Annotated in this window: 20 protein-coding genes; 8 read left to right on the top strand and 12 right to left on the bottom strand. The window is 72.7% G+C overall.

What is annotated here, in order from left to right:
* Positions 1 to 84: 84 nt before the first annotated feature.
* Positions 85 to 1,251: a hypothetical protein gene (locus ACIRSU_RS06695; RefSeq protein WP_403789623.1), complete on the top strand. Its 1,167-nt coding sequence runs from the start codon at positions 85 to 87 to the stop codon at positions 1,249 to 1,251.
* 15 nt (positions 1,252 to 1,266) lie between these two features.
* Here ACIRSU_RS06695 and ACIRSU_RS06690 read toward each other — a convergent pair whose 3' ends face one another.
* Positions 1,267 to 3,714, bottom strand: a complete 2,448-nt coding sequence (locus ACIRSU_RS06690; protein ID WP_403789622.1) for an MFS transporter — start codon at positions 3,712 to 3,714, stop codon at positions 1,267 to 1,269.
* Positions 3,715 to 3,978: 264 nt separating this feature from the next.
* Positions 3,979 to 4,422: an SRPBCC family protein gene (locus ACIRSU_RS06685; RefSeq protein ID WP_403789621.1), complete on the bottom strand. Its 444-nt coding sequence runs from the start codon at positions 4,420 to 4,422 to the stop codon at positions 3,979 to 3,981.
* A 160-nt stretch (positions 4,423 to 4,582) separates the two neighbouring features.
* On the opposite strand from ACIRSU_RS06685, the gene ACIRSU_RS06680 reads away from it, so the two are divergent.
* The 3 genes from ACIRSU_RS06680 (at position 4,583) to ACIRSU_RS06670 (ending at position 7,980) form a co-directional block, all read left to right on the top strand.
* A complete protein-coding gene (locus ACIRSU_RS06680) occupies positions 4,583 to 5,605 on the top strand; it encodes an Rv2578c family radical SAM protein (protein ID WP_403789620.1) in 1,023 nt (340 codons plus the stop codon).
* A 131-nt stretch (positions 5,606 to 5,736) separates the two neighbouring features.
* Positions 5,737 to 7,458, top strand: coding sequence for an alpha/beta hydrolase (locus ACIRSU_RS06675; protein WP_403789619.1), 1,722 nt, complete (start codon positions 5,737 to 5,739; stop codon positions 7,456 to 7,458).
* A gap of 87 nt (positions 7,459 to 7,545) precedes the next feature.
* Positions 7,546 to 7,980 (top strand): RidA family protein, encoded by a 435-nt coding sequence (locus tag ACIRSU_RS06670; RefSeq protein WP_403789618.1) that lies wholly within the window; start codon positions 7,546 to 7,548, stop codon positions 7,978 to 7,980.
* A gap of 10 nt (positions 7,981 to 7,990) precedes the next feature.
* On the opposite strand, the gene ACIRSU_RS06665 is transcribed toward ACIRSU_RS06670, so the two are convergent.
* The 6 genes from ACIRSU_RS06665 to ACIRSU_RS06640 form a co-directional block, all read right to left on the bottom strand.
* The gene (locus tag ACIRSU_RS06665; RefSeq protein WP_403789617.1) at positions 7,991 to 8,692 is read right to left on the bottom strand and encodes a DUF6230 family protein; all 702 of its coding nucleotides are present in this window, start codon (positions 8,690 to 8,692) and stop codon (positions 7,991 to 7,993) included.
* Entirely contained in the window at positions 8,689 to 9,375 is a 687-nt protein-coding gene (locus ACIRSU_RS06660) for a hypothetical protein (protein ID WP_403789616.1), read from the bottom strand. The genes ACIRSU_RS06665 and ACIRSU_RS06660 overlap by 4 nt, the downstream gene beginning before the upstream one ends.
* Positions 9,372 to 9,794 (bottom strand): DUF6114 domain-containing protein, encoded by a 423-nt coding sequence (locus tag ACIRSU_RS06655; protein WP_403789615.1) that lies wholly within the window; start codon positions 9,792 to 9,794, stop codon positions 9,372 to 9,374. The genes ACIRSU_RS06660 and ACIRSU_RS06655 overlap by 4 nt, the downstream gene beginning before the upstream one ends.
* Positions 9,788 to 10,549, bottom strand: a complete 762-nt coding sequence (locus tag ACIRSU_RS06650; protein WP_403789614.1) for a DUF6230 family protein — start codon at positions 10,547 to 10,549, stop codon at positions 9,788 to 9,790. Before ACIRSU_RS06650 ends, ACIRSU_RS06655 begins: the two co-directional genes overlap by 7 nt.
* Positions 10,546 to 11,028, bottom strand: coding sequence for a DUF6114 domain-containing protein (locus ACIRSU_RS06645; RefSeq protein WP_403789613.1), 483 nt, complete (start codon positions 11,026 to 11,028; stop codon positions 10,546 to 10,548). The genes ACIRSU_RS06650 and ACIRSU_RS06645 overlap by 4 nt, the downstream gene beginning before the upstream one ends.
* Before the next feature lie 326 nt (positions 11,029 to 11,354).
* Entirely contained in the window at positions 11,355 to 12,062 is a 708-nt protein-coding gene (locus ACIRSU_RS06640) for a cholesterol esterase (protein ID WP_403789612.1), read from the bottom strand.
* 166 nt (positions 12,063 to 12,228) lie between these two features.
* Between ACIRSU_RS06640 and ACIRSU_RS06635 the strand changes: the two genes are divergently transcribed.
* Complete coding sequence (locus ACIRSU_RS06635) at positions 12,229 to 12,831, top strand: TetR/AcrR family transcriptional regulator (protein WP_403789611.1); 603 nt, start codon at positions 12,229 to 12,231, stop codon at positions 12,829 to 12,831.
* Between the two features lie 6 nt (positions 12,832 to 12,837).
* Here the strand turns inward: ACIRSU_RS06635 and lepB are convergent, their stop codons facing one another.
* A complete protein-coding gene (gene lepB / locus ACIRSU_RS06630; RefSeq protein WP_403789610.1) occupies positions 12,838 to 13,530 on the bottom strand; it encodes a signal peptidase I in 693 nt (230 codons plus the stop codon).
* 175 nt (positions 13,531 to 13,705) lie between these two features.
* Here lepB and ACIRSU_RS06625 point away from each other — a divergent pair, with 175 nt between their 5' ends.
* A complete protein-coding gene (locus tag ACIRSU_RS06625) occupies positions 13,706 to 13,906 on the top strand; it encodes a hypothetical protein (RefSeq protein WP_403789609.1) in 201 nt (66 codons plus the stop codon).
* A 286-nt stretch (positions 13,907 to 14,192) separates the two neighbouring features.
* On the opposite strand, the gene ACIRSU_RS06620 is transcribed toward ACIRSU_RS06625, so the two are convergent.
* The 3 genes from ACIRSU_RS06620 to ACIRSU_RS06610 form a co-directional block, all read right to left on the bottom strand.
* Positions 14,193 to 15,476 (bottom strand): AraC family transcriptional regulator ligand-binding domain-containing protein, encoded by a 1,284-nt coding sequence (locus tag ACIRSU_RS06620; RefSeq protein ID WP_403789608.1) that lies wholly within the window; start codon positions 15,474 to 15,476, stop codon positions 14,193 to 14,195.
* A gap of 139 nt (positions 15,477 to 15,615) precedes the next feature.
* Complete coding sequence (locus ACIRSU_RS06615) at positions 15,616 to 16,143, bottom strand: GNAT family N-acetyltransferase (RefSeq protein WP_403789607.1); 528 nt, start codon at positions 16,141 to 16,143, stop codon at positions 15,616 to 15,618.
* Positions 16,088 to 16,756, bottom strand: coding sequence for a HEAT repeat domain-containing protein (locus ACIRSU_RS06610; RefSeq protein WP_403789606.1), 669 nt, complete (start codon positions 16,754 to 16,756; stop codon positions 16,088 to 16,090). The genes ACIRSU_RS06615 and ACIRSU_RS06610 overlap by 56 nt, the downstream gene beginning before the upstream one ends.
* A gap of 442 nt (positions 16,757 to 17,198) precedes the next feature.
* Here ACIRSU_RS06610 and ACIRSU_RS06605 point away from each other — a divergent pair, with 442 nt between their 5' ends.
* Both ACIRSU_RS06605 and ACIRSU_RS06600 read left to right on the top strand, forming a co-directional pair.
* Positions 17,199 to 18,980: a 3-hydroxyacyl-CoA dehydrogenase family protein gene (locus ACIRSU_RS06605; protein ID WP_403789605.1), complete on the top strand. Its 1,782-nt coding sequence runs from the start codon at positions 17,199 to 17,201 to the stop codon at positions 18,978 to 18,980.
* Between the two features lie 124 nt (positions 18,981 to 19,104).
* Complete coding sequence (locus ACIRSU_RS06600; protein WP_403789604.1) at positions 19,105 to 19,932, top strand: TetR family transcriptional regulator; 828 nt, start codon at positions 19,105 to 19,107, stop codon at positions 19,930 to 19,932.
* Positions 19,933 to 20,164 lie beyond the last annotated feature (232 nt).

The raw sequence follows: 20,164 nt of genomic DNA, 5'->3' as shown, positions 1-20,164 counted from the left end.
GGTGGATTCCGGCGAATCCTTTCATCTCGTGCGTATAGGCTGACGGGCGCAGATTTCCCCTCGCTCATCCACAGGAGAACCTCGGTGACCACTTCCCTCGCCCCGTCCGAGACCGCCGCCGAGACCGCCGCCGAGACCACCGCCGAGGCCATTACCGAGGCCGTTGCCGAGACCACGGACGAGGCTGCTGCCGAGCCCGCCGCCGAGACGGCCGTCGAGACCGTGCTCGACGCCGGCGAATGGGTCGAGCCCGCCGCGCAGGACGTCGTCGAGGCCGTGGTCCGCGACGCCCGCGAGTTCGGGGTGTACGCGCGGACCGGCGGCTGGACCTTCGCGCTGAAGGTGGCGCGGAGCGTCCGGCCCGGCGGGCAGCCGGCCGAGGGCTCGGACAAGGTGTCGGCGAAGGCGTTCGCGGAGCTCGCCGGCTGCTCGCCCGAGCGGGTCATGCGCTACTACAAGGCGTGGGACATGGCCGCGGACGACGGTCTGGTGCCGCAGTTCGAGGCCCTGGTCCCCGGCGAGGACGTCGAGCTGCCCGAGGCCGACGTCTGGCTCGCGTACTACTCCTCGCGTTCCAGCGCCACGTCGGTGCGCGGGCACGCGATCACGGCGGCGGCCGAGGCGGAGGGCATCAAGGCGACGAAGGCCCTGGAGGTGGCGGAGAACCCGACCGCGCTGCGCGCCGCGATCCTCGCCGACCCGGGCACGGCCGAGGCCGCCCGTAACGCGCTGCTCGACCGGATGAAGGAGGACCCGGCGCTGCAGACCGAGATGGCCCGGGCCATCGCCCGGACCGGCGACCTGAAGAAGGCGGTGGCGCAGGAGGCGAAGGCGGCCGACCGGATCGACTTCGTGCGGCAGATCGCCGAGGGCGGCCAGATCCGGACGCCCGCGGGCCAGACCGTCGCGGCCCCGCCGGAGCTGCGCGCGGAGGCCGAGCGGCACCTGTCGCTGATCGACGAGCTGGACGACTCGGAGGAGGCCGGCGAGTGGGCCGGCGAGGCGTACGACACGGTGAAGTCGCTGGTCGTGAAGGCCGTCGAGGAGGATCCGGCGCTGCGGGTCCAGGAGCGCCGGGCCAAGTTCTACAACAGCCTGCAGAAGGCGACGAAGGTGTTCGAGGAGCTGACCCTCGACGAGGTCCTCGAGGAGGACGTCGTCGAGGACGACATGCTCCAGCGACTGGAGGCCCTCCAGGAGGCGATCGGCGCGTGCATCAGCGCCCTGCGCAAGGCGACGACCGCCTCCTGACGCGCTGCGGGGACCTCAGTCCTCGTGGCCGAGCTGGAGGTCCCGCTCGGTGCGGCCGCCGCCCGCGACCTGGAGGACGGTGGCCACCGGCGGGTAGCCGGCGGCGATGACCGTGTACTCGCCGGAGGACAGGTCCACGAAGCGGAAGGTGCCGTCGGGGCCCGTGGTGAGCGTGTCGACGACGTTGCCGGCCGCGTCGAGCAGGGTCACCCGGGCGTCCTCGACGGGCCTCCCGCCACCCGCCCGTACCGTGCCGCGCAGCACCGCGCCGCCCGCCAGCTCGATGTCCTGACGGGTCTCGCGGGAGGCCTGGACGCTGACCGGCAGGGCGGCCGGGCGGAAGGCGGGGGCGCTGGCCGCGAGGGTGTACTCGCCGGCGACCAGCTCGTTGATGACGTAGCCGCCCTCCCGGCCGCTGCGGGTGGAGGCGACGACCTCTCCCCGTACGTCGGTGAGGGTGACCGCCGCGTCCCGGACCGGGGTGCCGTCGGCCGTGACGACGGCACCGGCGAGCCGGCCCGCGCCGCCGAGGACGACGTCGAGCTCGACCGGGCGTTCGCCGACGGTGACGGAGACGGCCTGCGGCTGGTGGCCGCCGGCCGCGGCGATCAGGACGTACGAGCCGGAGCCGGGCACGCTCAGCGCGTAGCGGCCGTCGTCGCCGCTCGCGCCGCGCCCGATCTGGCGGCCCTGGACGTCGATGAGGGTGAGCGCGGCGCGCGGGACACAGCTGCCGTCGTGGTGCTGGACGGTGCCGCAGACGGGGACGCCGGCGGACATCGGGGCGGTGGCGGTCCTGCCGGTGCCCGCTGTGCCGTACCGGGCGTGCGGGACGGCGGTGGCGGTGGCCTCGGCGGCGGGGGCCTCGGGGGCGGGGGTGTGGTGGGACACCAGCGGTTTCTCCTTGAGGAAGAAGGCGAGGACGAGGCCGAGCGCGAGGACCGGCACGAGGTAGAGGAAGATCCGGGGCATCGCGGCGGCGTACGCCTGGACGAAGGCGTCGCGCAGCGCGGGCGGCAGCGCGTGCACGACTTGCGGGGTGATCGAGTCGGCGGCCGGCAGGGCGGCCGCGGAGCCGTCGCGCGGCAGCCGTTCGGCGAGGGCGTCGGCGAGGCGGGCGGCGAAGAGGGTGCCGAAGACGGCGGCCCCGACGCTGCCGCCGATCTGCCGGAAGTAGTTGTGGGCGCTGGTGGCGGTGCCGAGGTCGCCGGGGCGCACCGAGTTCTGCACGGCGAGCACCAGGACCGGCATGACGAGGCCGATGCCGAGACCGAGGACGGCCTGCCAGAGGCTCTGGGTCAGGCGCGGGGTGTCGGCGTCCAGGCGGGAGAGCAGCCACATGCCGGCGGTCGAGACGGCGCCGCCGACGACCGGGTAGATCTTGTACCGGCCGGTGCGGCTGATGAGCTGTCCGGAGACGACGGACGCGACGACGATGCCGCCCATCAGCGGGAGCATCATCAGGCCGGACTCGGTGGCGGTGGCGCCCTCGACCATCTGCAGGAAGGTGGGCAGATAGCTGGCGGCGCCGAAGAGCGCGATGCCGACGACGGCACCGACGAGGCCGGTGACGGCGAAGACCGGGTCGCGGAACAGGCGCAGCGGGATGAGCGGTTCGGGGGCGAAGCGTTCGACGACGAGGAAGAGTACGGCGGCCACGGCGGCACCGAAGCCGAGTCCGACGACGACCCGTGAGCCCCACGCGTACTCGGTGCCGCCCCAGCTGGTCAGCAGGACGAGGCAGGTGGAGGCGGCGGCGAGGAGCAGGGCTCCGAGGACGTCGAAGCGGGCCCGGGTGGCCGGCTTGGGCAGCTTGAGGACGGTGGCGACGACGGCGAGGGTGACGAGGCCGAAGGGCACGTTGAAGTAGAAGCACCAGCGCCAGGAGACGTGGTCGGTGAAGAAGCCGCCGAGCAGCGGTCCGGCGACGGAGGCCAGGCCGAAGGCGGCGCCGATGAGGCCCATATAACGGCCGCGTTCCCGGGCGGGCACGATGTCGGCGATGATCGCCTGGACACCGATCATCAGTCCGCCGGCGCCGGCACCCTGGAGGGCGCGGAAGGCGATGAGCTGGTCCATGCTGTGCGACCAGCCGGCCAGGCCTGAGCCGATGACGAAGACGACGATGGCGAAGAGGAAGACGCCCTTGCGGCCGAGGAGGTCGCCGAGCTTTCCGTAGACCGGCAGGCCGATGGTGGCGGTGAGCAGGTAGGCGGTGATCGCCCAGGACATCCGGTCCAGGCCCTGGAGTTCGCCGACGATCTTCGGCAGGGCGGTGGCGACGATCATCTGCTCGAGCGCGGCGAGGAGCAGCGCCAGCATGAGCCCGCAGAAGACGAGCCGGACGCGGCGCGGTTCGAGGGCGGGGGCCGGCTCGGGGCGTGGCGCCTCAGCGGCGGGCGGCCCGTCCGCGAGGACGGCTGTCCCGCTGTCGGCTTCCTTCACCAGAGTGATCGCACCCACGACCTGCTCCCCTCGTCACGGCGTCTGCGCGCGCCATTCTTCGCATTGCGCGCGAAGCGGGAGCAAGTCGGGCGGTGCGGGGGGAGGGTGGGGCGCCGGAGGATTAACGTCCCTGCGGGGAGGCGCACTTGGGGCGCTCATCAGGGAGTTTGCCGGACGGCGCGCGACCCCCGGAGGCGCCGTGCGCTCTCGCGGGGGTCGCGGGGAAACCACTCGAATCGGTGACTGAACCGGGCGTTACTTCCCGGTTCCGGTTTCCCGAGGCTACTTCTCGACCTCGGCGGCGAGCTTGGCGAGCACGGCGTCGTAGATGCGGCCGAGGCCCTTGGGGGCGAAGGTCTTCTCGAAGAAGCCGCCGATGCCGCCGGCGCCGTTCCAGACGGTGGTGACGACGGCCTTCGACTTCCCCTCACCGGCCGGGGTGACGGTCCAGGTGGTGACCATGGAGGAGTTGCGGTCCTTCTCGACGAGCTGGCCGTCGGTGGGCTCGGTGACCTCCAGGAGGCAGTCGCGGACGCGCTTGCTGGTGGCCTGGAGCTTCCAGTGGACGAGGGTGCCCTGACCGTCGCCACCCTCGCGCACCTCGTACTCGCTGAAGTGCTCGGGCAGCAGCTTCGCGCGCGTGCCGCTGTAGTCGGCGAGTGCGTCGAACACGGTGTCCGCGTCGGCGGCGATGATCCGCTCCGTCGTGGCCTCGACCTGCGCCATGGCACTTCCTCCAGCTTGTTCTCGTGGTGCTCTCGGGGGATACGGGCCAAGCCAACCACCTGTGCGCCGGGGCCCAAAATCCGGGTTGCGACGATCAAGGGAACAGATGTTCTATTCTGTCTCCGTTCCCGCTCCCGCTCCCGATCCCCAGGAGGCGTCCATGCGCTGGGACCGTCTGGTCGACAACTCCGACGCCGCGCTCTTCGGCGCCGACGAGGTCGTCACGCGCACGTTCGACACGCCCGAGTTCCGCGGCATCACCTTCCACGAGGTGCGGGCCCGGTCGATCGTCAACCGGGTGCCCGGCGCCTCCCGCATGCCGTTCGAGTGGACGGTCAACCCGTACCGCGGCTGCACCCACGCGTGCGTCTACTGCTTCGCGCGCAAGACCCACAGCTATCTGGACCTGGACACCGGGATCGGCTTCGACTCCCAGATCGTGGTCAAGGTGAACGCCCCGGAGCTGCTGCGCGGACAGCTGGGCTCACGCCGCTGGCAGGGCGCGCACATCGCGATGGGCACGAACGTCGACTGTTACCAGCGGGCGGAAGGCCGCTACCGACTGATGCCGGGAATCCTGGAGGCCTTGCGGGACCACGCCAACCCCTTCTCGATCCTCACCAAGGGCACGCTGATCCTGCGCGACCAGGAGCTGATCCGGCAGGCCGCCGAGGTCACGGAGGTGGGCATCTCGGTCTCCGTCGGCTTCACCGACGGAGAGCTGTGGCGCACGGTGGAACCGGGCACCCCCTCCCCCGAGCGGCGCCTGGACGTCGTGCGGACCTTCGCCGGGCACGGCATCGACGTCGGGGTCCTGATGGCCCCGGTCATCCCCTTCCTCGGCGACCGGCCCGAACAGCTGCGCGCCACGGTCCGCGCCATCGCGGAGGCCGGCGCGACCTCCGTCACCCCGCTGGTGCTGCATCTGCGGCCCGGCGCCCGCGAGTGGTTCCTCGCCTGGCTGCACCGCCATCACCCGGGGCTGGTCGGCCGTTACGAGCGGATGTACGCGGCCGGGGCCTACGCGCCGACCTGGTACCAGCGCCGGATCACCCGTCAGGTGCACGAACTGGCCGCCGAGTTCGGCATGGGACCGAGCGGCCGGAAGGCATCACACCGTCGGATCCCCGTACCGGACCACCACGCGCGCGTGCCGGAGGCCGAGCAGCTCACGCTGCTGTGAGGGCTCCCGCCTTCCACCGCCTCCGGTCCGTTCGGCCCTTTTGACGGATCATCACATCGGCGCGTCCGCCGATCGGGTCAACTCTCCGTGGAACCGGTCCTGCCGAGCCGTGTTCTGGGCACGGACGCCGTATGAACCCACGCGCAGGAATGCTGATCGCCGCTGGGGCCCTGGTCGCCGGGACGGTCACCGTCCTGCCCGGCTCCTCCTCCGCCGCCGCGGCCACCGGATCCGAGCCGACCACCCGCCCCGTCGCGCCGCTCACCTGGACCGACTGCGGCACCAAGGCGTACCCGAAGCTCCAGTGCGGCACGCTGCGGGTGCCGCTCAACCACGACGCCCCGGCCGGCCGGACCATCGCGCTCGCCCTGACCCGGGTCGCGCACACGGCGAAGACCTACCAGGGCCCGCTCCTGGTCAACCCCGGCGGCCCCGGCGGGAGCGGCCGCGGGATGGCCGGGTACGTGGCGGCCGCGCTGCCCGCCAAGGTGGCCGCGGAGTACGACGTGATCGGCTTCGACCCGCGGGGCGTCGGCAAGAGCGAACCCGCCCTGGACTGCCGCCCCGGTTACTTCGACCCGGTGCGCCCGGACTCGGTGCCACGCGGCGCCGAAGACGAGCGGGTGGGCGTCGAGCGCGCCCAGGCGTTCGCGAAGGCGTGCGGCGACAAGTACGCGGACGTGCTGCCGTACATCGACACCGTCTCCACGGCACGGGACATGGACTCCATCCGCGCCGCGCTCGGCGCGCCGAGGCTCAACTACCTCGGCTACTCGTACGGCACCTATCTCGGCGCCGTGTACGCGCGGCTCTACCCCGAGCGGGTGCGCCGCATGGCCCTGGACTCCGTCGTCAACCCGCACGGCGTCTGGTACGAGGACAACATCGCCCAGGACTACGCCTTCGACACCCGCCAGAAGGACTTCATGGCCTGGGTGGCCCGCAACGACGCCACCTACCGGCTCGGCACCGCCCCGGAGGCGGTCGAGGCAGCCTGGTACCGGATGCGGGACGACCTGCGCGCCGAAGCGGCCGGCGGCAAGGTCGGCCCCGGCGAACTGGAGGACACCTTCCTGCCGGGCGGCTACTACGACGGCTACTGGCCGCGGCTCGCCGCGGCGTTCTCGTCGTACGTCGTCGACAGGGACAGCACGCCGCTGGTGCAGGCGTACGAGGACTACGGCCAGGCGGACGCCGCCACCGACAACGGCTACTCGGTCTACACGAGCGTGCAGTGCCGGGACTCGGCCTGGCCGCGGGACTGGAGCGTGTGGCGCAAGGACAGCTGGGACACGTACGCCAAGGCGCCCTTCTCCACCTGGAACAACGCCTGGTACAACGCGCCGTGCGCGTTCTGGCCGGTCGAATCGCTGACCCCGCCGGACGTCACCAACGACCAGCTGTCGCCGATGCTGATCCTGCAGGCGACGGACGACGCGGCCACGCCGTACGAGGGCGGGGTCGCTCTGCACGAGATGGTGCGCGGCTCCAGCCTGGTCGTCGAGCAGGGCGGCGGCAACCACGGCGTGACGCTGGCCGGCAACGACTGCATGGACGGCCACCTCGCCGCCTACCTCGCCACCGGCACGGTGCCGCGCGGCGCGGAGGGGGCGGAGGCGGACGCGGTCTGCGCGACGCTGCCGGAGCCGAAGGCCGAGAAGGCGGCGAAGACCGCGAAGGGCGAGGCGACGGCGAAGGGCGAAGAGAAGGAGAAGGGGAAGGAGAAGGGGAAGGGCGAGGAGAAGGGGAAGGCCGAGTCGAAGACGACCGGGACGGGGACGAGGACGCGGGAGGCCCAGCCGGTGGCCGAGGCGGGGACCGCGCTGCACGGGCTGCTCGGCCACGTGCGCTGACCGCCTCGGACACGGCGCGCTCGGAGTTATCCACAGATTCGCCGGGGGCGGACCTGAGTGTCAGTGGCGTGGGTCAGGATGTGAGCCATGAGTACGCATCTGACCCATGTGTCCGCCCCCGAGGGGCTCGCGCCCAGTCCGCAGTACAGCCATGTCGTCTGGGGCACCGGCCGGTTCGTGGCCGTGTCCGGCCAGCTCGCCCTCGACCCCGGGGGCGCGGTCGTCGGCGCCGGCGATCCCGCCTCGCAGGCCAGGCAGGTCTTCGCCAACGTCGAGCGCTGTCTGGCCGCGGCCGGGGCGGGTTTCGAGGACGTGGTGAAGCTGACCTACTTCGTCACGGACATGGCCCACATGCCCGCGATCCGGGCCGCCCGCGACGCCGCGTTCGACGGGATCCCGCTGCCGGCCAGCTCGGCGGTCCAGGTGGCGGCCCTGGTGCGGCCCGAATTCCTCCTGGAGATAGAGGCGTTCGCACTGATACCGGAGAACCGGTCCACACCGGAGAACGGGCACACCGCCTAAGGACTGAGGGCTAGGGAGTACCGGGGGTGCCGGTCGGAGCCGCGGGCCTGGGGCAGGCGACGGTGCCGGGCTTCACCGACACGCGCAGTTCGGGGGTGGTGAGCAGTCCGGGGATCTGCATGTCCTGGGCGGTGCCGGTGATCGAGTCGAACTTGGCGTAGCGCGCCTGGATGCCGAAGCGGTGCTGGGGGCTGTCGAGCGGGTTGTCGAGGTAGGCGCCCGTGCCGTCCTTGACGGTCTTCACGTCGGCTCCGTTGACGTTGAGGTCGACGATCCCGTCCATGTCGAGCGCACCGGTGGCGTTCCTCAGGTCGAGCACGGTGTTCCTCGTGCGGATCTCCCAGGTGCCCGGGTCGGTGTCGCCGAGCGTGAGCAGCAGCGTGTAGGTGGCGCCGGCGATCTGCTGCTGCCGGCTCAGGCACAGGCCGTTGAGGACGCCGTCGGCGAAGCCCATGCGGAGCACGCGCAGCGAGCCGGTGGTGCCGTCGGGGTGGACGACGGTCTGGTCGACGACGGCGGCGCCGTACTGGGTGCCGTAGAGGCTGCTGGTGGTGAAGTCGACCGGGCGGTCCTGGATGCGCAGGTCGAGGGCGAGGGCGCCGCTCGTGATGGCGCCCGTGAGGGAGCCGGCCGCGAGCAGCGCGGGCAGGGCGACGGCCAGCGACCGGCGCCAGTGGGTGCGCCCCTCCTGGGGGGCCGGTGCGGCGGTCATGGGCTGGTCACCGTGATGGTGCCGGGGAGATGGACAGGGTTGTCGGTGGAGCCGAGCGCGGCGTGGTCGTCCGTCGTGCGGATCGCGTAGATGGTGCCGCGGAAATTGGCGGCGCCCGAGGTGAGGGGGATGATCTGGCCGAAGAAGTTGAGCAGCTCCTGCACATGGCAGGCGATGAGGAGCACGCAGATGTTGTCGATCGTGCCCCACATGACGGTGGTCTCCGCCTTGCCCGCGCTGTCGTAGCCGCCGAGCGAGCCCTCGTTCGGCACGTCGATGGTGACGGTGTGGCCGTCGGCGCGCTGGGTCACGCTCATGTGCTTGCTGATCTTGAGTTTGCTGAAGGTGTACTTGTTCGTCGTCACCTCGGTGCCGTTGGAGAGCCGGATGGTGACGCCCACCTGCACGGTCAGGGAGACGGCGACCAGGCTGTCGATCCGGACGTCCAGGGGATACGGAGAGGGGAGGAAGGGCACGCCGAGCGGCGTGACCGTCGCGAGGTTCGGGGCGGCCTGGCCGGGCCGCCCGGGTACGACCGCGGTGGCGACGGCGACCAGGAGGACGGCGGCGACGGCGAGGACGCGGTGGCGGGCCCGCACGGACCTCGCGGCCTTCGCGGCCCCGGGCCTCGCGACCTCGGGCCTCGCGGGATTCACGGGCCTCGCCGGCCTCGCGGGACTCATGGCGTCTCCTGGGCGGGGTGGGGTGGCCGACGGGGGGCACGGCGGGGGCGTTTGGGGCCCCAGCCGACCATCATCGAACCGCCGAGCACGCCGAGCGCCATGCCGGCCAGGAAGCCGCCCAGGTTGGACACGACGAGCGAGACGACGGCGAGGAGGGCGCCGATGAGACCGAAGGTGTAGCGCTGCCGGGGCGCGGCGAGCGGGACGAGTCCGGAGAGGATCATGCCCCCGCCGGTGAGGTAGCCGGCCACTCCCCCGAAGCCGGTGCTGACGATCAACTGCACCGAACTGAGGGAGAACTTGAGGACGGTCCAGCCGCCGAGGACCAGCCACACCGCGCCCCAGAACGGCCGGGTGCGCCGGAACGCCCTGAACCACCGGTGGGCCGCGACCGCACGGGTGCGCAGGGCGGTCAGCATGACGTGGCCGTTCCGCCGACGATCCGGATGTCCAGTTGGGGCAGGACGAGGGCGCCCGCGATCTCGGCGTCGTAGGCGGTGGTGTTGAGGCCGTGGAGGTTCACGGAGCTGCCGCCGGGGCCGCCGGCGGAGCCGAGTCCGAAGCCGCCGGGCTGGGCACCGGTGAGCGTCTTGCCGTCGACGAGGACCTGGTCGGCGGACTGGCCGATGACCGCGTTCTGCAGGGTGGTCGGGCCGTAGGACTGCAGTTCGGTGGCCTGGATGTAGAGGTTGGAGGCGTCGATGTCGGTGGTGAAGGTGGCGGGCGGGGTCGCGGTGACCTGCTGGCCCGCCGTCAGGAGGAGGGAGTAGGGGAGGCCGGCGATGGACTGGTGGACGATGCCGCACAGTCCGGCGAGCCCGGCCTGGGCGAAGCCGACCCGGGCCATGCCGGTGGTGGCGGTGCTGGTGCCGTCGGGCCGGCCGACGGGCGGGGTGTTCACGATGGCGCCGAAGCCGGTGCCGGAGACTCCGTTGGAGGTGAGGGAGAAGGGCTGGCCGGTGACGCTGAAGTTGGCGGCGAGGGCGCCCTGCGCCATGGCCGCGCCGAGTGCGCCGACGGCGAGCACGGACGGGACGAAGGCAAGGGCGCCGCGGCCCCATCGGGTGCCGCGCCGGGTGCCGTCGGCGGCCTCGGCGAGCATCGCCGAGTTCCACTGGCCGGCGGACCGGGCGAGGGCCCGGGCGGCCTTGCGGGGGCTGGGAATCGCGCTCATGCGACGGCGCTCCCTTCCCGCGGACTGGCGGTGCGCCGACTGCGGCCCGGGCGTCGGGCGCGCTTCGCGGGCTTCTCCGGCAGCCAGGAGAAGGCCATCGAGCCGCCGAGCACGGCGAGGAACATGCCGATGAACAGACCGCCGAGGTTGGACAGCGGGAAGGAGGCGACACCGGCGATCACGGCGAGGACGCCGGCGGTGTGCCGCTGACTCGGCAGCACCAGGATCAGCAGCGCCATGGCCATGAGGACGACCCCGCCTGCCATCCCGGCGATGCCGCCGACGCCGATCGAGAGGATCTTGCCGAGCGGGGCCATCGGCAGGAAGAAGATGACGAAGCCGCCGAGACCGGTCCACACCGAGGCCCAGAAGGGGCGGGTGTGCCGCCAGCGCCGGAAGGCGAGCCGGGCCCGCCGTACGGCTCCTGGCGCGGGGGCGGATTCGGTGGGGGCGGGCTCGGATGCCGGAGCACGGGTCATGAGGGCCTCGCAGCGGTCGGTGGCGGGGAGCGGGGTGGGCGCGGGGCGCCGCGTCCCGTGCGGCGCCCCGGCCCGTCGTGCCGGTTGTGCGGTCGGACAGTCGAGCCGGTCGTGCGGTCGGACGGTCGGGCCGGTCGGGCGGGCGATGGTTCAGGTGGTGCGAGTGGTGCCGGTCGGACCGTTCCGGCGTGCGGTGGTTCAGGTGGTGCGAGTGGTGCCGGTCGGACCGTTCCGGCGTGCGGTGGTTCAGGCGGTGCGAGTGGTGCCGGTCGGGCGGTGGTTCGGGCGGTGCAAGTAGTGCCTGTGGGGGGTGCGGAGGGAACTGCTCAGCAGCTCGTGTTGCCGGAGGCGATGTCGATGGCGAGGTCCGGCAGGGTGATCGCGCCGGCGATGGTCGCGCCGTTGGCATCGGCCTTCAGGCTCTCGAGGGTGGTCCGGCCGCCGGTGGCGTCGAGACCGAACTGGCCCGCCGAACCGTCGGTGACACCGGTGCCCTTGATGCCGCTGCCGTCGGCGGCGGCGCCGATCACGTTGGGCGTGGTGGCCGTGGCGTTGAGCGTGGCCTTGGCGGCCTTCACGGACTGGGCGTCCAGGATCAGCTTCTGCGCCTGAAGGCCCTGGCCGGCGGCGAGCTGGTCCGGGGTGAGCGGCGTGGCCGCGGCCGGCGAGGAGATGTTCAGCGACCAGGTGCCGAGCGTGCCGACCACCGGCAGGTTGACCGACTGGGTGGCGTGGACGCAGAGCCCGTCCAGGCCGGCCTGGGCTATACCGACCTCGGCGGCGCCCTTCGCACCGCCCGCGTCGACGGTGTGCATCACGGCGCCGATGCCGCTCGGTGCCGCGACCGTCTTCGAGGTGAGCGTGAAGGGGACGCTGGTCAGCGACAGGTTCGCGGCCAGGGCGCCCTGGACCATCGCCGTGGCCATCCCGGCGACGGCCGCGGTGGCCGGCAGCGCCAGGAACACGGATCTGCGCCAGCGGGTGACCCCTCTGGTCTCTTTCGTCTCTCTGATCTCTCTGGTCTCTTCGGACATGTGCCTTCTCCAACCGTCGTCCCGCGCGGTGCGCGGAGAGGGATACGGGGATGTGTCACCGCCGTGCCACTTTGTGGCCACGTGTTCGAGAATTGGACACTATTAGAGGATGTGTCAACAGTCTGGACAGAGAGGACGGAAAATTGGTCTCCACTAGGCTGGGCCGATGGCCAGGTTCAGGGAGACGGTGCGCACGCTGCTGCGCGAGCGCCTGTTGGACGCCGCGTACGAACTCGTCGCCGACCGCGGGTTCGACAAGCTCCGCATGGCACACATCGCGAGCGCCGTCGGCGTGAGCCGGCAGACGCTGTACTCGGAGTTCCCCTCCAAGGAGGCCGTCGGCGAGGCGCTGTTCCAGCGCGAGCTGGAGCGCTGCCTGGTCGGCATCCAGGCCGCGCTCGACGGACACCGCGACGACCTGCGCGAAGCGGTCACCGCGGCCGTGGACTTCACCCTGACCCTCGCCGCCCGCAACCCGCTGGTGAAGGCGATGCTCACCAGCAGCCGGGGCGACGGACTGCTCCCCTATCTGACGACCCGTTCCCAGGCGGCCTTCACCACCGCGACGGCGATGGCCGACGCGTACGTGGCCGAGGCGTGGCCCGCCGTCGACCCGGTCGCGCGCGACCTCGCGGTCGACACCGCCGTACGCCTGACGGCCAGCCACATCGTCCAGGCGGCCGGCTCCCTGCGGGAGTCGGCCGACCGGATCGCGGACGTCTTCCTGCGGATCGCGCTCAGCACGGGCAAGGAATCGCCCGCCTCCTGAGCGGTCTCAGGGCCCCGGCCCCATCCCCGGCGCGCGCCTCGGCCCCGCCCCCGAGGCCCGCCCCGGCCCCGGCCCCGACGCGGGCACCAGCCCGGGCACCGCCCCTCGGGCCTCCTCCAGAACCGGGCGCGGGCCCAACTCCGCCGAGGTCGGTACGAGGGCGCCGCGCAGGCCCACCCGTCCCTCGACCCGGTCGATCTCGCCCCAGCCGTAGGCACGGGAGTCGTCGGAGAGGTCGGGGTTGTCGCCCAGATAGAAGAAGGCCCTGGCCGGGACGGTCCGCAGCGCTGCCCTGGCCGAGCGGGTGCCGTCCTCGGCGCAGCAGTTCCCGGTCCGCCGGGCCTGCGCGTCCCACTGGCCGGCCGTCACGCGGTAGACCGGGCCGGTGCCCCGCTCCTGAATGAGGACCTGGAAGGGGTCCCGGGCGGTGGACACGATGGCGATCCGGTCGCCGGGCAGTCCGATCACCCGTTTCACCAGGAGGGCGTTCTGGTGGCGCGAGCGCAGCAGCACCACGTCGAACCGGCGTACCTCGCCCGCCGAACCGGGAACGGCGAGCAGCCTGTCGCCGTCATGCAGGGTGGGTGCCATGCTCGACCCCTCCACCTTGACGCTCAGGGCCGTCACCACGACGGCCGCGAGCAGACAGAGGAGGACGAGCCCGCCGAGGGCGGCGAAGGCCGCCCGGCACGCGTTCATCTTCGGGGGCCCGGCGGCCGGACGGCAACGGCGCCGACGCCGGACGGGCACATCGCTTCCATGGCGGGGACGGTAGGCCGGGCGGCAGGGGTGCGCTGTGACCGTACCGCTCAGCCTGCGGCCCGCCGGGACGACAGCCGCGACCACGGAAAGAAAGAGCGAAGGGGGAACGCACGTGATCGTGTTCGTCTTGGCCGGGCTCGTGGTGCTCGCCACCGCGGGCTGCGTCTGCGTCGTCTGGGCGGCGCGCGGCGGCCCGCGCTGGGTGCGTGGCGTGTCCGTCGCAACGCTGGCGGCGGGCGAGCTGGTGCGGGGCGCACAGCGGTCAAGCCGCAAGCACGGACCGGGCGGAGGCGCGGACGACGGCGACGACTAGAGCCGGGGCGGGCCCCGCCGGTAGGAGCTGGGACCGAGACCGGCGCGATGCCAGGAGCCCAGCAGTCGGCCAGCCCTGAAGGCGAGGCCCGGCACCCGGCACAGCCGGAATCTCGAAGCCGCGAGCCCGGCAGCCCGGCTGGCCGGGAGCCCGGGGGTCGCGAGCGCTCGAACCCCGCAGGCCGGGAGGCCGCCAGACCCACGCCCACTCACGCCCGGGCCCTGGGCCTCGCCTGTGGCCCGAACCGCAGCCGCGGCCGAGCCCCCGCCCCAGCCCGAGCCGGCGTTCAGCCCAGCATCGGCGCCGTCAGGCGCGCTACCGACTCCGGCTGGCCCGGCTGGTCCAACTCGCCCCGCTCGCTCGGGTGGCTCCGGGCGGTCGGCTCCCGCCGTCGCTGGTACGCACGCGGTGTCGACCCCGTCCAGCGGCGGAACGCTCGGTGGAAGGCGCTCGGTTCGGAGAAGCCGAGGCGCTGGGAGAGGTCCTCGATGGAGAGGGCGTCGCGGGTGAGTGCGGCGAGGGCGTGGTCACGGCGCACCTGGTCGCGGAGGCGCTGGTACGAGGTGCCCTCGGCGGCCAGGCGGCGGCGCAGGGTCTGCGGGCTGACGGCCAGGCGGTGCGCGATCTCCTCGGGCGGGGGCACGGGCCCGGCCGGCAGGGCGGCGAAGATCAGGTGCCGTACCCGGGTGGTGACCGTGCGGGTGCCATGGTCGTCGCGGCAGACCAGGACGTCGGTGGTGATCCGGCGGAGCAGGGCGCGCAGGGCCGCCGCGTCCCGGCAGACCGCCGCGTCGAGGTCGGCCCGGTCGAAGACGACGGCAGTGCGGGGCGCGCCGAAGACGCAGGGGGCGCGGAAGAGGGGCGCGTACTCGGGGGCGTGCCGGGGCTCGGGGTAGCCGAACTCGACCCGGCGCAGGCCGAGTCGGCGGCCGATGAGCCAGCCGGCGAAGCGCTGGGTGACGACGACGGTGGTCTCGGCGCCGAAGCGCACCGGGTCGTCGTAGCCGGAGACGTCGAACTCGATCCGCGCCTCGTCCGCGCATTCGCCCGAGAGCGCGCCCGAGAGCCCGCCCGCGAACCCGCCCCCGACACCACCCCAGAGCCCGCCCGCGAACTCGCCCCCGACACCACCCGAGAGCTCGCCCCTGAACTCGCCCGCGAACCCGCCCCCCAACTCGCCCGCGAACCCGCCCGCGCGCGCCGCCGGTTCGACGAGCCGGAAGCGGGGGCCGGCCGGGAAGAGCCCGTAGAAGTCCTGGCCGCGGTGGAGGGCCTCGCGCAGGTCGTGGCTGCCGCGCACGACGAGCTCGGCCATGGTGGCGAAGGTGCCGAAGCGGCTGGGCGCCTCGCCGAAGCCGATGAGTTCGTCGTCGAGGCGGCGCCACAGCGTGCCCACGAGCCGCCCGAAGCGCCGGGCCGGCACCCGCGCCGGCAGTTCGGCCGGGAGGCCGGCCCGGGCGAGCAACGGCGCGGGGTCGACGCCGTGGCGCTGGGCGCCGAGCAGCACGGCGCGTACGTGATGGGAACTGACCGAGAGCCCAGGCAGCGCGGACGGGGTAGCAGGCGGCATGTCACGCCTCCGCTTGGCGAGTTGGCGAGTTGGCGAGTTGGCGAGGACGAGTGACCGATGGCCGACACTGTAATAAAAAGTGTCAACAACGGAACCCGCCCCGTCACCCGACGGGACGCACATCACAACGCCGCGGCCATCAGATCGACTTCGCCATCACCACCTCCTCATCGCCCTGCCCCTCCCCGCCCTTTTCCGCCACCACGAATCCGTGCCGCCGGTACAGCGCGAGCGCCGGCCCGTTCCCCGGCAGCACGCCGAGTGTCAGCCGCGTCGCCCCCGCCTCCCGCGCCCACGCCTCGACCGCCGCGATCAGCCGGTCCCCGACGCCCCGGCCCCGTACCCGCGGACTCACCCACACCGACCGCAGCTCGCGGACGCCCGGCTCGCCCCCGGGCATCCCGGCCGCGACGCCCACCACCTCGCCGTAACCCTCACCCTCAACCTCACCCTCGCCCTCGAGCAGCGCCACGACGTTGTACGCGCCGGCCATCGCGAGCCGCTCGCGCCAGCGCGCCTCGCCACCGCTCTCCCAGTCGGCGAGCCGGGCCTTGAAGGCGTGCGGCGACTCGCCGAGCGCCGCAAGGCGCGCCTGCCGCCACACCTCCCAGTCACCGGCTCCCACCACCCGAAGACTCACCGGTCCGACCCGCCCCAGCACCTCCATGACCCCCCACCGCCCCCAGGGCTTCCAGCGCCCCCAGCGCCTCCCGGGCCGCTCCCCCGAACCTCGGGTGCGGCAGGGCGGCCTCCAGGACCTCGCGGGCGGCCGGGTCGCCGAGGTCGCCCAGGCCCTCGACGCAGGCGAGCCCGACGCGCCAGTGCGGGTCTCCGGGGGCGAGGCGGCGGCGCAGGACGGTGACGAGGGCCGGGGCGCTCTCCGGGGCGCGCAGCCGGGCCAGCAGACGGACCGGCAGCAGGGCGTAGGCGACCCGGAGTTCGTTGGTGGCGAGCGCGGCGGCGGCGCGGGCGGTGCGCGGGTCGCCGAGCCGGGTCAGGGCGTGCGCGGCGGAGACGCAGCGCTCGGGGTCGCGGTGGTTGAGGAAGAGCACGAGGGCCTCGAAGGCGCGCGCGTCGCCGGCCAGGCCGAGCCGGAACGCGGCGATCTCGCGGGCCCAGAGCGGCTGCCCGGGTGCGGTGAGGACCCGGTGGAGTTCCTCCGTATGGAGGGGGCCGGTGAGTTCTTCGAATGCCGCGGGGACCTCACCACCCCCATTCCCGATCTCTTCACGCAAACGATCGATCATCGAGCAGAATTCGGGGTCCGCAGCGAAATTCATATTCCGAAGCCTATCCGCGACCCAGATCACACATTCCTCAACTTGCGAGGACTGGCGCGCTCGTTACCCGGCAGTTAATCTCAGGTGAGCGGGACACCCCCCGCGGTTATCACTTCGGCCTGGTGACGCAGCCGTTGTGAGCGCAAGTCGGTTCGGCAGTTCTGACGTGACTCCGGGACAGAGTCCGTCGCCTCTTTCCTCGCGCCTTCTCTCGTCGCGCGATACCGCTTCGTGCGACCCCTGTTCGCGTGATCCGGCCCTCGCACGATCCGGCTTCGCGCGATCCAGTCTCCGCGTGATCCGGCCCTCGCGCGATCCACCCTTCGCGCGATCCCGGTTCTCGTGAACCCTTCACGTGCGACCCGAGTTCGCGCGACCCCTCCACGCGCCGCTCTTCCGCGCCCTGCCTTCAGTCGTCACTCTTCCTCTCAGGAGTCCCCTGATGGACACCCCTCTCTCCACCATCGCCGTCGTCGGTCTCGGCACCATGGGCACCGGCATCGCCGATGTCCTGGCCCGCGCCGGTCGCGAGGTCATCGGCATCGACATCAGCGAGAACGCGGCCGCCCAGGCCGTCGCCGCCCTGGAGGCCTCGACGGCCCGCGCGGTGGCCCGCGAGCGGATCACCGAGGAGGAGCGACAGGACGTGCTCGCCCGGTTCCGCACCTACTCGGACCTGCAGGCGGCCGCCGACGCCGACCTCGTGATCGAGGTCGTGCCCGAGTCGTACGAGACGAAGCAGGAGGTCTTCCGGGCCCTCGACGGCATCGTCCGGCCCGACGCGATCATCGCCACCGGCACCAACGCGCTCTCGGTGACCCGGCTCGCCGCCGACTCCGCGCGCCCCGAGCGGGTGCTCGGCCTGCACTTCTTCACGCCCGTCCAGGCGATGAAGCTGGTCGAGGTCGTCTCCTCCGTCCTCACCGACCCGCGCGCCGTCGAGGCCGTCACCCGGCTCGCGCAGGAGCTCGGCAAGGAGCCCGTCGCGGTCGGCGACCGGCCCGGCTTCGTCGCCGACGGCCTGCTCTTCGGCTACCTCAACCAGGCCGCCGCGATGTACGAGGCCAAGTACGCCTCCCGCGAGGACATCGACGCGGCGATGAAGCTGGGCTGCGGTCTGCCGATGGGCCCGCTGGCGCTGCTCGACCTGATCGGCATCGACACCGCCCGTACCGTGCTCGACGCCATGTACGCGTCCTCGCACGACCGGCTGCACGCCCCGGCCCCGATCCTGGGTCAGCTCAGCGAGGCGGGCCTGACCGGCCGCAAGGCGGGCCGCGGCTTCTACACCTACGAGGCGCCGGGCTCGGCCACCGTGGTCCCCGACGCGCTGACGCCGTCGGAGTCGGCGGCCGGCGGCGCGAGCCGCGAGGTTCGCAAGGTCGGCGTGGCCGGCTCCGGCACCATGGCCTCCGGCATCGTCGAGGTCTTCGCCAAGGCCGGTTACGAGGTCGTGGTCGCCGCCCGCTCGCAGGAGAAGGCCGACACCGCCAAGGCCCGGATCGCCAAGTCCCTGGCCCGCTCGGTCGACAAGGGCCGGATGACGGCCGAGGCGCGCGACGAGACGCTGGCCCGGATCGTCCCGGCCGGCTCGCTGGACGCCTTCGCCGACGTCGACCTGGCGGTCGAGGCGGTCGCCGAGGACCTGGGGATCAAGCAGGAGCTGTTCGCCCGCCTCGACAAGATCTGCAAGCCGGGCGCGGTGCTGGCCACCACGACCTCCTCGCTGCCGGTCGTCGCCTGCGCGAAGGCGACCAGCCGCCCGCAGGACGTCATCGGCATGCACTTCTTCAACCCGGCGCCCGCGATGAAGCTGGTGGAGATCGTCCGTACGGTGCTGACCGCCGACGACGTCCACGCCACCGTCCGCGAGGTCACCGCGAAGATCAGGAAGCACGGCGTCGACTGCGGCGACCGGGCCGGCTTCATCGTGAACGCGCTGCTCTTCCCGTACCTGAACAACGCGATCAAGATGGTCCAGGAGCACTACGCCACCCTGGACGACATCGACGCCGCGATGAAGCTGGGCGGCGGCTACCCGATGGGTCCGTTCGAGCTGCTCGACGTGGTCGGCCTGGACGTCTCGCTGGCCATCGAGAAGGTGCTGCACCGCGAGTTCCGCGACCCGGGTCTCGCCCCGGCGCCGCTCCTGGAGCACCTGGTGGCCGCGGGCTGCCTCGGCCGCAAGACCGGCCGCGGCTTCCGCGAATATGCCCGCCGCTGAGCCCCAGCCGGAGCCGTACAGGGGCTGGGGAGGGCTGCTCAGCCCGGCGGGCACCACCGGTGCCGGGCCGGGCTCCCCTCCCCCACCTGGGCACACTCCCGCTCCGATGCAGTACGTTCGGGACATGTCCAAGGCCGCGAAGACACCCCGTGCCACGTCCACGCCCGACTCCCCGGAGAGCGCGGCGGGGACCCGTGCCGCCGCGCAGCGGCTGAAAATGCGCCGGGAACTGGCCACCGCGGCCATGGAGCTCTTCGCCACCAAGGGGTACGAGGCCACCACCGTCGACGAGATCGCGGCGGCGGCCGGGGTGGCCCGCCGGACCTTCTTCCGGCACTTCCGCTCCAAGGAAGAGGCGATCTTCCCGGACCACGACGACACCCTGGTGCGCGCGGAGGCGGTGCTCAACGCCGCGCCGCCGCACGAGCACCCGCTCGACACGGTGTGCCGGGGCATCAAGGAGGTCATGAAGATGTACGCGGGCTCGCCCGCGGTCTCCGTGGCCCGCTACCGGCTCACCCGTGAGGTGCCGACCCTGCGCGAGCGCGAGATCGCCTCGGTGGCCCGCTACGAGCGTCTGTTCACGCGCTATCTGCTCGGGCACTTCGACGAGCGCGACCACCACGACGGCAACGACGACCCGCTGCTCGCCGAGGTGGCCGCCTCCGCGGTGGTCACCGCGCACAACCACGTGCTGCGCCGCTGGCTGCGGGCCGGCGGGCAGGGCGACGTGGAGGCGCAGCTCGACCACGCCTTCGCGATCGTCCGGGAGACCTTCGGTTCGGGCATAGGCGCCCGGCCGGCCCCGGCCGGCACCACCGCCGCGGAACCGGCGCCGCCGGCCGCCGCGACCGCCTCCACGACGGGCGACGTGGTGGTCGCCGTCGCCCGCACGGACGCACCCCTCGACGAGGTCATGCGGACCATCCAGCAGGCGCTCCAGAAGTCCTGAAGGCTGCCAGGACATCGCCTCACGGCAAGGGCCGCTCCCGGTTTTCCGGGAGCGGCCCTTGGTGTTTCCGCCGACATCCGCCCAGTTCAGAGGCGTTTTCGATCGATCATCGCTCATCCGTGACCACCAGATTGCATCTGAGTGAAATTGTTGGCACGCAGTGCCTTGTCAGGTGACACGGCGTGCCATACGTTGATGTTGTCCGGGCGGCCGGCGCGCAGAGATCACCTCG

This window comes from Streptomyces sp. NPDC101160, assembly GCF_044768205.1.
Taxonomy (GTDB): Bacteria; Actinomycetota; Actinomycetes; order Streptomycetales; family Streptomycetaceae; genus Streptomyces.
Note: the sequence above shows the minus strand (reverse complement) of the source record. Positions and strands in the feature narration are given on the sequence as shown.